The organism is Clostridium sp. 'White wine YQ' (assembly GCF_028728205.1).
Classification (GTDB): Bacteria; Bacillota; Clostridia; order Clostridiales; family Clostridiaceae; genus Clostridium_T.
In genome coordinates this window covers 254017-266569 of the sequence record NZ_JAQYUU010000003.1, presented here as the reverse complement: position 1 = coordinate 266569, position 12553 = coordinate 254017, and the positions used below count along the sequence as shown (strand labels likewise).

General features: G+C 29.7%; 12 protein-coding genes. 8 read left to right on the top strand and 4 right to left on the bottom strand.

Annotation, left to right across the window (positions count from 1 at the left end; genetic code table 11):
• The first annotated feature begins 14 nt into the window (after positions 1-14).
• The 4 genes from PTZ02_RS13485 to PTZ02_RS13470 all read left to right on the top strand — a co-directional run bounded on the left by PTZ02_RS13485 (position 15) and on the right by PTZ02_RS13470 (position 4048).
• The gene (locus tag PTZ02_RS13485) at positions 15-971 is read left to right on the top strand and encodes an aromatic acid exporter family protein (protein ID WP_274228319.1); all 957 of its coding nucleotides are present in this window, start codon (positions 15-17) and stop codon (positions 969-971) included.
• Positions 972-1079: 108 nt separating this feature from the next.
• Entirely contained in the window at positions 1080-2315 is a 1236-nt protein-coding gene (locus PTZ02_RS13480; RefSeq protein WP_274228318.1) for an MFS transporter, read from the top strand.
• An 87-nt stretch (positions 2316-2402) separates the two neighbouring features.
• Complete coding sequence (gene sigI / locus PTZ02_RS13475; protein ID WP_274228317.1) at positions 2403-3104, top strand: RNA polymerase sigma-I factor; 702 nt, start codon at positions 2403-2405, stop codon at positions 3102-3104.
• Between the two features lie 2 nt (positions 3105-3106).
• A complete protein-coding gene (locus tag PTZ02_RS13470; protein WP_274228316.1) occupies positions 3107-4048 on the top strand; it encodes an anti-sigma-I factor RsgI family protein in 942 nt (313 codons plus the stop codon).
• Positions 4049-4090: 42 nt separating this feature from the next.
• Here the strand turns inward: PTZ02_RS13470 and PTZ02_RS13465 are convergent, their stop codons facing one another.
• The 3 genes from PTZ02_RS13465 to PTZ02_RS13455 all read right to left on the bottom strand — a co-directional run bounded on the left by PTZ02_RS13465 (position 4091) and on the right by PTZ02_RS13455 (position 7244).
• Positions 4091-5446: an MATE family efflux transporter gene (locus PTZ02_RS13465; RefSeq protein WP_274228315.1), complete on the bottom strand. Its 1356-nt coding sequence runs from the start codon at positions 5444-5446 to the stop codon at positions 4091-4093.
• Between the two features lie 105 nt (positions 5447-5551).
• Positions 5552-6685 (bottom strand): pyridoxal-phosphate-dependent aminotransferase family protein, encoded by a 1134-nt coding sequence (locus PTZ02_RS13460; RefSeq protein ID WP_274228314.1) that lies wholly within the window; start codon positions 6683-6685, stop codon positions 5552-5554.
• Positions 6686-6695: 10 nt separating this feature from the next.
• Positions 6696-7244, bottom strand: coding sequence for an ECF transporter S component (locus PTZ02_RS13455; RefSeq protein WP_274228313.1), 549 nt, complete (start codon positions 7242-7244; stop codon positions 6696-6698).
• Positions 7245-7441: 197 nt separating this feature from the next.
• Here PTZ02_RS13455 and PTZ02_RS13450 point away from each other — a divergent pair, with 197 nt between their 5' ends.
• A complete protein-coding gene (locus PTZ02_RS13450; RefSeq protein ID WP_274228312.1) occupies positions 7442-8383 on the top strand; it encodes a metallophosphoesterase family protein in 942 nt (313 codons plus the stop codon).
• Positions 8384-8533: 150 nt separating this feature from the next.
• On the opposite strand, the gene PTZ02_RS13445 is transcribed toward PTZ02_RS13450, so the two are convergent.
• The gene (locus tag PTZ02_RS13445; protein WP_274228311.1) at positions 8534-9457 is read right to left on the bottom strand and encodes a hypothetical protein; all 924 of its coding nucleotides are present in this window, start codon (positions 9455-9457) and stop codon (positions 8534-8536) included.
• A 224-nt stretch (positions 9458-9681) separates the two neighbouring features.
• On the opposite strand from PTZ02_RS13445, the gene PTZ02_RS13440 reads away from it, so the two are divergent.
• From PTZ02_RS13440 to PTZ02_RS13430, 3 genes are all read left to right on the top strand, one after another.
• A complete protein-coding gene (locus tag PTZ02_RS13440; RefSeq protein WP_274228310.1) occupies positions 9682-10164 on the top strand; it encodes a DUF4342 domain-containing protein in 483 nt (160 codons plus the stop codon).
• 116 nt (positions 10165-10280) lie between these two features.
• Positions 10281-10961 carry a response regulator transcription factor gene (locus PTZ02_RS13435; protein WP_274228309.1) on the top strand — a complete coding sequence of 227 codons (681 nt, stop codon included), beginning with the start codon at positions 10281-10283 and terminating at the stop codon, positions 10959-10961.
• Positions 10954-12453 (top strand): sensor histidine kinase, encoded by a 1500-nt coding sequence (locus PTZ02_RS13430; RefSeq protein ID WP_274228308.1) that lies wholly within the window; start codon positions 10954-10956, stop codon positions 12451-12453. The genes PTZ02_RS13435 and PTZ02_RS13430 overlap by 8 nt, the downstream gene beginning before the upstream one ends.
• Positions 12454-12553 lie beyond the last annotated feature (100 nt).

Sequence of the window (12553 nt, the reverse complement as noted above, 5' to 3'; positions counted from 1 at the left end):
AGGTAGGTGGTTTTATGAAAAAGTTTATTGGACTAAGAACACTAAAAACAGCAATAGGTGCCACAATAGCTATAGTAATTTCAGAAGTCTTAGGACTAAGATATGCAGTGTCTGCTGGGGTAATAACAGTACTAAGTGTTCAAAATACTAAAAAACATTCAATAACTTTAGCCTTTCAAAGGTTAGGATCTACCTTATTGGCGCTAATAATTTCAGCGATATTATTTTCTATAGTTGGATACAATCCCGTAGCTTTCGGACTATTTTTACTTATTTTTATTCCTGTTGCAGTTAGGTTTAAAATGCAGGATGGGATTGTGGTTAGTTCGGTATTAGTAACACATTTGCTAGTAGAAAATTCAATATCATTATTTTGGATAAAGAATGAGCTGCTTTTAATGGCAATAGGAGCGGGAATAGCAATTTTATTAAATACATATATGCCTAGAGTAGAAGATAAAATTAAATCAGATCAAGAAGAGATTGAAGGGTTTATGAAAAAGATACTATTAAGTATGGCAGAGAGTTTAAGAAATCAATCTGTAAGTATTAGCGAGGAAGAACTATTCAGTAAGTTAGAAGATAAGCTTAAAGAAGCTACAGAAAGAGCATATATAAATTTAAACAACAATATTTTATATGAAGCCAAATATTACGTTAAGTATATGCAAATGAGAACAGTGCAATTACAGGTGTTAAAATATATGAGAGGACATTTTACGAAGTTTTATATTGCCTACGATCAAACTGAATTGGTAGCATCATTTACGGAAAGAGTTGCTTTTGCCTTGCACGAGTATAATACTGCAGAAGAATTGCTACTTGATTTAAAAGAAGTCTTTGAGATATGTAGTAAGCAGGAATTACCTAAAAGTAGAGAAGAATTTGAAAACAGAGCTATGCTTTTTCAGTATTTAAATGATTTTGAATATATGTTAGAAATAAAAAGGGATTTTAAACGCGACTTATAGGGTTTTTGATAGGAAACTTAATTTATACTTACATAAATAAGTTAATAGTTGAACTTAAAACCCTATAACTAATAAGAGGGGACTTTTACATAAAGAGAAGGTGGTATTTTGAGGGTAAAGAAACTTATAGAAGGAAATTTTCATGCATTAATGCATAAAAATTTTAGATACTTTTGGATGGGGCAATGTGCTTCATTAATTGGAACATGGATGCAAAATATAGGTCAAAGTTGGCTTGTTTTATCCCTAACTAACTCTCCATTTTTATTAGGGGTTCTTACAACAGTTCAGTTCATTCCTGTAACAATATTTTCTTTGTTTGCAGGAGTTATAGTGGATAGGTTTCCCAAGAAAAAATTATTGCTTTTTACTCAAGCCGCATCAATGATATTAGCATTTATACTATCTGCACTGGTGTTTAGTGACACTGTTAAATATGAATATATATTAATAGTTGCATTCTTACTTGGATGTATAAATTGTATTGATATGCCAACAAGGCAGGCATTCACTGTAGAGATTGCAGGGAAAGAAGATTTGATGAATGCTATTGCATTAAACTCATCTATCTTTAATCTAGCAAGAATATTAGGACCAAGCATAGGAGCAGTGGTTATGGCTTACTTTGGAGCAGCGTGGTGTTTCTTCTTCAATGGAGTAAGCTATCTAGCAGTGTTGTATGGACTTTACAATATTGATGTAGATGGAAAAAATAATAAACAAAGAGTTAAAAGCAATATAATAAACGAAATAAAGGATGGATTATTCTATGTGAAGAATGACATGATGCTTTTAGAGACCCTACTGATGGTATGTATAATAGGTATATTCGCATTTAATTACAATGTTCTTGTTCCTTCTTTTACAAAACTAGTTTTAGATGGTAATGAAAAGACCTATGGGTTATTAATGTCATTTTTAGGAGCAGGTTCTTTAATAGGAGCGTTAAATGTTTCTATAAGGAGTAAGAGAGGCCCAAAAATGAAGGTAGCATTTATAAGTTCTATCGTCATATCAACTATGCTTATATTAAATGGGTTGAATAAGAGTCTAATGTTTACAAGCTTATTATTAATTGTAACTGGATTTTTTAATATAGCATTTTCTACAACTTCAAACTCTTTATTACAACTTAATTCTAAGGATGAATATAGGGGAAGAGTAATGAGTATATACTCTCTAGTTTTTGCAGGAGCAACACCAATAGGGAGTCTTCTTACTGGATGGATATGCGATAATATAGGTGCTTCAGCTGGTTTTTTAGTGAGTGGAGGAGCTGTATTAATATTAGTAATAATAATTAGAATAATATTTAAAACAAAAAAAGTTGATACTACCTCATAAAAGCATGACTAATGTGCGAATATATATTATGAATTGTTTTCAAAAATTAATGAGCGCATTTATTAAGTTTTACAGGAGGAGATTAACTTGATTAGAAGTATAGATAAAAGAGTTGAATCTATAAAAAATAATAATAAAGAAATAGATATTTTTATTGAAGAATTTAAACCATTTATAGTTTCCTCTGCAAGTAAGTTTCTTAATAATTATATTGATTATAATAACGATGAGGAATATAGCATAGCATTATTAGCTTTTAATGAGGCAATAAATACCTACAATTTTGAAAAGGGTGGCTTTTTATCTTTTGCTCAAAACATAATAAAGTATAGGTTAATAGATTATTTGCGTAAGGAAAGCAAGCAAAAAAATATTTTGACAGAAGGTAATTTTGAAAATGAAGAATCCGAAAGTTATAGCATTCTTGATAAAAATGCAATGGAGGTATATCAATCAGAAGGGATAAGCTATCTTAGAAAGCTTGAGATTGATCAATTATCAATAGATTTAAAACAATATGGAATAACATTCGAAGACTTGGTAAAAGCATCTCCTAAATGGGGTACAACTAAAAAAATATATAATCAGATAATAAACGCATCACTAAAAAGTAATGAAGTTATGAAAAATTTAATTGATAAAAAGACTTTGAATATTAAAGAGCTAGAAAAATTAACATCCCTACCCCGAAAAAAAATAGAAAGATCTCGTAGATATATAATAGCAGTGTTAGTAGTTATTATTGGAGATTATCAATATTTAAGAGACTACATAAATTTGGAGGTATAAGGATGAAAGGAATAGTATTAGAGAAACATGATGGATATGGAATAATACTTGATGCAAAAGGAAAATTTCATAAAGTTAAAAATATAGATAATTTAGTTATAGGGCAAGAATATATTAGTAACTCAGTATTTAAATTTAATAGGAGTCTAGTATATAAGGTGGCAAGTCTCGCGATGGTAATGCTTTTTGTATCATTTGGATATGCTTATGCAAAACCAAGCTCTTATATATCTTTAGATATTAACCCAAGTGTAGAATTAAAGTCCAATATGTTTGGAAGAATAGTTGACGTTAATCCATTAAATGAAGATGGAAAGAAAATTTATAGTGGGTTAAAGCTTAAAGGAGAAAAAGAAGAGGAAGCACTTGGAGAACTGATAAAGGCAGCAAAGGATAATGGATACTTGAAGGTAGGGGAAGATAATGCAGTTGCAATAACATTGTCTTCTAACAGTAGAAACAGAGAAGATAAAGTAAAAGAATTAGAAGTTGAGCTTAAACAAGAGTTAAATGACGCTGATCTAGGAAAAACTGAAGTAGTAGTACAGAACTTAAACCTAGAAAGACATCAAGAGGCAGAAAGTTTAGGAATATCTCCAGGAAAGATGCTACTGATTGAAAAGCTTCAATCAGAAGAACAAGGGGTTAGTGCAGAAGAATATGCTAATAAACCTGTAAAAGAAATTATGAAAGCAATAAATGAGGCTAAGAAGGATGATAAGGCTGAAGTTAAAAAGGGAAAAACAGATTCTGGAGAAGTAAATAGTGATAAAAATAATGCAACGCAAAAAGAAAATAAAGATAAAGCCCAAAGCAAAGATGAAAAGACTCAAAATAGTAATATAGATACGAAAAGTGGAAAAGACGATAATAGCAGCCAAGGAGAAACAAAGAAAGCGCCAAGTGAAGGAAAAGAAGGAGCTAATAATAAAGATAAAAAGTAATAAAAAGACTGAAAAACTTATGTTTTTCAGTCTTTTTATATTTTAGGCTGGCTTTTTAACAAAGGCCATTGATTGCCACTTTTTAGTTCTCCATCTCCATAGCATAAGTATACCTCTGAACCACTCATCACAGGCAAAAGCCACCCACATTCCAGCGAGCCCAAACCCCATCTTTATTCCGAAAATATAGGAAAGAGTTACACTGACACCCCACATGGATAAAATACCCATGTAAACTGGAAACTTAACATCGCCAGCTGCTCTTAATGAATTAATTACAACAACATTAAATGATCGTCCAGGTTCTAAAATTGCGTCTATAATAAGAACCGTTCCACCGACAATGAGGATGGAAGGATTGTCTGTAAATATTGACAATACTGGGGTCCTAAGCAAGGCGAATAGAGTTCCAATGCTAAAAGATATTATAAGAGCTAAACGTAAACTTTTAAGGCAAGTTTTATACGCTTTCTCAGTTTCATCTGCACCAACCAAATGACCCACTAATATTTCGGTTCCTTCTCCTATAGCTACTGAAAAGAGATATGCAAACATAACTATATTTTGAACATAAGCCTTTGTTGTGAGGGCTTCATTTCCAAGGAAATTTATGAAATATGTAATCACAAGTTGAGATAAATTATATGAAAAGTGCTCTCCTGCAGTAGGTATGCCTATCTTTAAGAGGTCTCTTACAATATTTTTAGGAAAAGGGGTTATATTTTTAATGCTTATGCCATGCCCAACATTTTTAAATACAACATAAAGCATTATTATAAGCCCTAATAATTTACTAATGTTAGTAGAAATAGCAACTCCGCGTACTCCTAACACAGGTAAGTTCAAAGGTCCAAATATAAAGATATAATCAAGAATAACGTGAACAATGTTTATTCCTAAGGTAACAAGCATAGATATTTTAGTTAAACCATGGCTTCTAACAATTGCAGTACATGTCATCATAACTGATTGTAGGAATAAACATCCTCCGACAATCTTAAGATATTCTGCTGCAAAACTCATAAGTTCTGGCCTTATTCCCATTGTACTAAGAATTCCATGAGCAGCTAAGAACATTATTAAGCTTAGGAAAAGTCCAAAAATACAGTTAATAATTAATGATACTGTTGCAACTTTAGATGCCATTTTCTTGTTCCCAGCACCTAGGTTTTGTGCAATAAGTACAGAGGTTCCAGTAGATAGAATTCCGAACATTATATTCATCATGGTAATAAGCTGATTTGAAACACCAACAGCAGCAACTGCATTATCTGAATATCTGCTTAACATAAGAGTATCTACACTACCTAGAAGCATAAAAAGCAGGGTTTCTATAAATATTGGCCAAGTTAATTTAAATACAGTTAATTTTTTAGTGGATAAGGGAGTAGATGTCATATTAATCCTCCAAGTAAAAAGCAACTTTTATAAATCTTTACTAAAATAAAAAACTTATTATACTCATTGTATAATAAGTTTTTTGGAGAAGTCAATTTTATGAAATTATGGAAGTAGCTTTACAAATTCTTGATGAAGCTCTTCTTTTAAGTTGAAGTTTAAATCTTTTAACACTGTGTTAAGTGCCTTTAGTGTAAGATATAATTTATCTTCATAGCAATTTTCACCCATGTGACCAATTCTAAAAATCTTATCTTGCAAAAAGTCAAAGCCACCTGCAATTATTATATTATGTTCCTTGATTAATTTATCAAATATATCTTTATATTTAATTCCAGAAGGAACAAGAACTGTAGTTACAGTATTTGAATAATAGTCAATAGGGAAAAGCTCTAATCCAGAGTTTATAAGTGCACCCCTAACAGCGTTAGCAAATAGCGTATGCCTTTTAATAATGTTTTTATCATTAAGCACGTTATCTATTGCTTGATTTAGTGCATAAATATCACTAATAGGTTGAGTATAAGGGAACCATTTTTCTTCATACCAATTCTTCCATATAGATAAGTTGGTGTAGAAACCTTGTACAGGAGTTTTTCTGTTATTCATAGCATCTTGTGCTCTTTTACTTATAGATAGGAAGGTTAAACCTGGAGGTGCAGAAAGACATTTCTGTGAACCTCCAATAACCACGTCGATCTTCCATTCATCTACATTTACTTCTTCTCCAGCAATACTAGAAACAGCATCAACTATAGAGAGAATTCCATACTTATTAAGCAACTTACATATGTCAGAGATTGGATTAGTTATCCCAGAAGGAGTTTCGCAGTGAACCAAAGTTGCAATCTTAAAATCATGATTTTCTTGTAGAAAAGCTTCAAGCTTATTATAATCTAAGCCTTTTCTTCTATCATCATGAAAATAAGTAACTTCACCACCGTATATTTTGCAGAAGTCTCCAAACCCCTCTCCATATATTCCATTTTCAATACACAATACCTTATCGCCCTGTTCAACTAGAGAGGCACAAGCAGCTTCTAAACCTAGTATTCCTTCGCCAGATAAAATAAGGACATTGTTTTTAGTTTTTAAAAGAGTTTGAAGCTTACTACAAGTTTCTTTATAAAATTCATAAAAGTCTAGATCCAAGTCAGGGTTAGTAATTTCTTGACTTAATGCCATTCTTACATTTTCTCTTATATAAGTTGGACCTGGAGTCATAATTAATTTATCCATTTATATCTCCTTAAGCTCTAGTTAATAATTTTCTTTTTATAAAAGCAGATTTAACTGCAGTTGCAAGAGGAAGACCTAAAATTGTACCTACTACACATTGCATAAAATTACCCCAAATTGATTGTATAGGTGCATATATATTTCCGTAAAGAATGACTTCAGCTATATAGTATCCAACTATCATTATTATAGTAGCTAAAATTATTCCAAAAAGGTTAAAAAAGAATGATTTTGGAGCCTTTCCATTACTGCCTTTGTCAGCTAGATAACCTATAGTATATCCCATAGCAAACCTTATTATAAAAGTAAAGGGTGCCCAAGGGAAAAATGAACTTGTTATATCAAATAGAGCCATTCCGAAAGCAGCAGATATTGCTCCTGCCTTTTTACCAAATACTATTGCAATAGTAAAAGCCATAACATTTCCTAAATGAAATAGTCCCCCAGGAGTAGGTCCAGGAATATTTATGAATCTTGTAGCTACATAGATTAATGCAATAAATAATCCATAAAGTGCGATATCGCTAGTTTTTGATTTGTTTGATGTGTTTGTTGTCATGATGATTGCCCCCTTAATATTATTAATGTTATTATCTTAAAACAATTTAAAGAAAATGCAAAATGTATGGATACAATTGTTTATATATTAATAATAGGTATTAATTGATATTTTGTATGAATAAAAATATAATAAAGATGCAAAGATAATTTAAGGGAAAAATATAGAAAAAATTTAATTTGTAAGGGTTGAGGATTTTGAAGAAAGTATTAATATTACTTGATGTTATAATCATGTTTATTGCGGCAATTGCCTTTTTTAGTTATAAAGAAAAACTTGCAATGGATAGAGAGGTATCATCAGCTAAAGAGGTATCTACAAATTCAGAACTTTCATTTGGAGTGATTGGGGATTTGCATGAAAATATAGATAGTTTTAATAAATTAGCTGAAGATTTTCATGAAATAAATCCAAAAATGGATGCTTTAATAATGAATGGAGATATGGTGGGTCAAGGAATTCCAAGTCAATATGAATCTGTAAAAAAAGCATTAGATAAAAAAAGCTCAATTTTGCCTAAGATAATTATAAGTAATATAGGAAATCATGAATTTTTTGATTATAATATAGAGCAAAATTCTCCAGAACAAGTTGAAGTATTCAAAAAGAGATATCTAGACTTTTCGGGAGAGGAATTTGTGTATCACGATAAATGGATTAAAGATTATCACTTTATATCTCTTGGCTCCGAATCTGGAAATACTAAAGAACTTGGATCGATGAAGGCATTTTTATCTGATAAGCAATTGAAATGGCTAGAAGAAAAGCTATCAGAAAAATACGTAAAGGGTAAGCCTATTTTTGTATTTTTACATCAACCATTAAATAATAATGGAAAAGGGTTTACAGGAGTGGAACAAGGGCAGCAAGTTAAGGATATACTATCAAAATATCCTGAAGTGATATTATTTACCTCCCATACTCATGCACCGTTAGATGAGAAAGGAATAAAGACTGATCTTCCTTTTACAACAGTTCACACAGGAGCTGTTGCCTATACCATAGTAATGGATAGTTCGGGTAACAGACAGAATGTAAACTATAATCAAGGGCTATACGTGGAAGTAAACAATGGCAAGGTAACAATAAAAGGTAGAAGTTTCAATGATAAGAAATGGTTATTTTCAAAGGATATATAGGGTTTTTTATAGGAAACTTAACTTATACTTGTTTGAAAATGTCGGCTTCTGGACATTTTCAGGCATGAATAAGTTAATAGTTGAACTTAAAACCCTATAAATAATATAAAAAGATGGAATAAGTCTATAATCTTATTCCATCTTTTTTATTTAAGATTCTTCTAAAATCTTATCTTTCTCTGCTTTGAGTTTAGATATGTTTTCAAGTAAAGATTTTTTATCATCTCTCAAGGCAGACTGAATTCTTTCAATAGCAGATCTTAAAGCTTTAACATCTTGCAGAGCATCTTTTATAGGTGCTTCAACCATAAGATCCGCAAAGAAGTTGTCAAAAAGACTATCGCATAAAGAATCTAATTCATTTAGATTTATAGTAGATTGAAGTGTATCATCTAAATCACTTAATTCTACCTTGTATTTACTTAGTTGTAATTTTACTTGATTTATGTAATCTGAAATGTTTTCTATTTTAAGTTGGCTTGTAACTTTATTAAGATTGGTTTCTCTTAATACGCTTTCAGCATCTTCTAATTCTGAAGTTAAACTTCTTAATACTGAATATAACTCTGAACCTTGATCAATAGCTTCATTAATTTCTTTAAGTTCAAGGTTAAGCTTGTTAATTTCACTAGAAATCTCAACTAATTTTTCTTTACTTGGGTTGTCTGAAGCATAAAGAGATGCCTCTTTTTCACTTAATAATTTATTATAATCTTGTTCTAAGGCATAGTAGCTAGAGGCTTCTTCTGATAATTGTTTTTTTTCTTCTAAAAGTGTCATTAGATAATTATTACACTTTTCAAAGTTTGCTTTTGCTTCAAGAAGTTCTCTATTTTCCTCAGAAATCTTTTTATCATACTTACCCGATAGCTTCAAAAAAAGAGTAGTTAAGGAGAAAGAGTTTAATTCTTTAACATCTGATTCTTCGTTATCCCAAATATCGCTTAATGCCATAAGTTGATGCTTAGTTCTTATTATTTCTTTCTCGATTTTAGATAACTTTTCTAGTAACTTTGAATAATAAAGTAATTTCCCTCTCATTTCATGAAGGGATTCATTAATTGTTTTTGTCATAATCCTGCACCTCTAAAATTAATAAATAATGATTTCATAATATCATATATATTATATTACAATATCTTAGCATTAAACTAAATAAATTAAAAATTACGATAAAATTAATTTTCTAATCAAATTCTAATAATTCATTAATCATTCTATAATTAATGAAATCTATAATAAAAGTGTAGAGTAAATGAATGATTTAAGAAAAACATATAAATTTTGGAGGGATTATTATGATAACAATAGAGATGATCGATGAATTAAGAGCTAGAGTAGATGTAACTTACGAAGATGCTAAAGAAGCATTAGAAAATTCCCAAGGAGATATTTTAGAAGCTATAATATATCTTGAGAGAAATAATAAGGTTAATTCAAAAAAGCAAGAGTTTAAAGAAGAGCAAAAAGAAGAACAAGATGGTTTTACAAAGGCAGTATGCAAAGCGATTTCTTGGTCAAAGAATGTTTTTAGAAAAGGAAATTCAAACCACTTAGTAATTGTGAAAAATGATAATGTAATACTAAGACTTTCACTAACAGTAATAGTTTTAGTAGTTGTATTAGCACCATATATCTCAATACCATTACTATTATTAGCGCTATTTACAGGTCACAAAATTAAATTTATTGGAGACGATATAGAGAAAACTAGAGCAAATGATACAATGAATAAGGCTAGTACAGCTGCAGAAAACATTAAAAGTGAATTTGCTAAATAATAATCAATGGGATGTTTTTAAGGATTTGAATTAGATATAAGAATTCTTTAAAAATATCCCTCTTTTATTTTTATGATAGGTTATAATTTAATTAATATACTTGAGGGGTTGAAATAATGAAGGGAAAAATATTGATTATTGAGGATGAAGTTAAAATAGCTAGATTTGTTGAGTTAGAACTTAATTATGAAGGATATGAAGTAGAAAAGGCGCATGATGGAAGAATGGGTTTTGAAACATTTAAGAATGGCAATTTTGATTTGATTTTATTAGACATTATGTTACCTACAATGAGTGGAATTGAAGTTTTAAGACGGGTAAGAGCAATATCAGAAATTCCTGTTATTATGTTAACCGCCAAGGATGAAACTATTGATAAGGTAACAGGTCTTGATCTAGGAGCAGATGATTATGTAACAAAACCTTTTGAGATTGAAGAATTATTAGCAAGAATAAGGGTGGCTTTAAAGAGAAAAAGTGTAAGTAGAATTGAGGATAATATATTAACGGTAGGAAAGCTTAAGGTTGACTTGGAAAAATACACTGTAAACTATGACCAAGAAGCAATAGAAGTAACCAAAAGAGAATTTGATCTATTAAAATATCTTCTAGAAAATAAAAATAAAGTATTATCTAGAGAAAAAATAGTTGAAGAAGTTTGGGGCTACGATTACTATGGAGATACTAATGTAGTAGATGTTTATATAAGATATTTAAGAAGTAAATTGGATGATAAGTTTAACAAAAAAATAATCTATACCGTAAGAGGGGTAGGGTATTCTGTGAAAGATGAATAATAATAAATTTAACGATATAAGCAAAGAATATGCTGAAAATGTGAAAAAAGAAATTAAGAAAACTTCAGAAGGAATAATTACTAAGATTCGTTTGTCTATAGTTTTAAAATTAAATACTATGTATACCTTAAGGTTAATTGGTATGCTGATTTTTTTAAATATTGCAATTAGTATTATTTATGGTTATGCAGTTTATAAGACAAATAAAAGTAAGGTAATTGATTCGGTTAGTTATATATCTCAAATACAAAAAGAACAGAAAGATCTGCCTACAGGAATTATTGAAAGTATTGGGTTTACTCAAAAGATTAATTATTATTTTTATGATGAAAATGAAAGCCTAATTTACGCAAATAATAGCGAAGCTCAAGAATTGACTAATATGATTTTTAAGATAGATGATGAGAATTCATTAAGAAATAGGGAAAATCCATTTAAAGCAAAGGAAACTTTAAACAAGAAAATAAATTCATTATTAAATATTAACTACGTATATGAAAAAAGCATTACTACTGAGAGCGGAAATATCAACGTAGTAGCTCAATATGGATTTACTAGTGAACTAAATGAATTAAAGACCATATTAAGTATATTAATATTAGTAGAGATTGTACTAATATTAATATCTTTAAGTAAAGCTACCAAAGGAACTAAGAAGATATTAAGACCAATTGATGAAATGAATAATACAGTTAAGAATATTACAATAAATGAGTTAGATACAAGACTCAATATAAGTGGGACACAAAATGAACTTAAGGATTTATCAATAACTGTAAATGATATGTTAGATAGAATTCAAAAATCTTATGAAGTTCAAAATCAATTTGTATCAGATGCATCTCATGAGCTCAGAACTCCAATAGCAGTAATTCAAGGATATGTAAAGTTATTGGATAGGTGGGGTAAAGAGGATCAAAAGGTTCTGCAAGAATCTATTGATGCAATTAAATCTGAAGCTGAAAACATGAAAAAACTAGTTGAGAATCTTTTGTTTTTAGCAAGAGGAGATAAAAATACACAAGAGATAAATTTTGAAATATTTACATTGGGAAATTTAATGGAGGAAATATTAAAGGATACTCAATTAATTGATAGCAATCATAATATAATTCTAGAAAGAAATGATAATGTAGAAATTTATGGTGATAGAAAATTAATTAAGCAAATGCTAAGAATATTCATTGATAATAGCATAAAATATACTCCAATGGATGGAACAATAAAGCTAAATTCTTACTGTGAAAAGAAAGAAGTTTTAATAGTAATTGAAGATAATGGAATAGGAATATCAGAAGAAGATTTACCTAAAATATTTAATAGGTTTTATAGGGCAGATGAATCTAGAACTAGAGAAACAGGAGGAACTGGTCTTGGACTATCTATAGCAAAGTGGATAGTTAAAAGTCATAAGGGTCAAATATCTGTTAAGAGTGCTTTAGATAAGGGCACTAAGATAATTATTAGTTTGCCTTTAAATAAAGATGAATAAAAATACATTAAAAATTTTAAATTATCCGTGAAGTTTTTGCATAAATATTAAATATAGAATAAAAAAGAGTATAATAGTTTTAGAATTATAGATAGAGTCA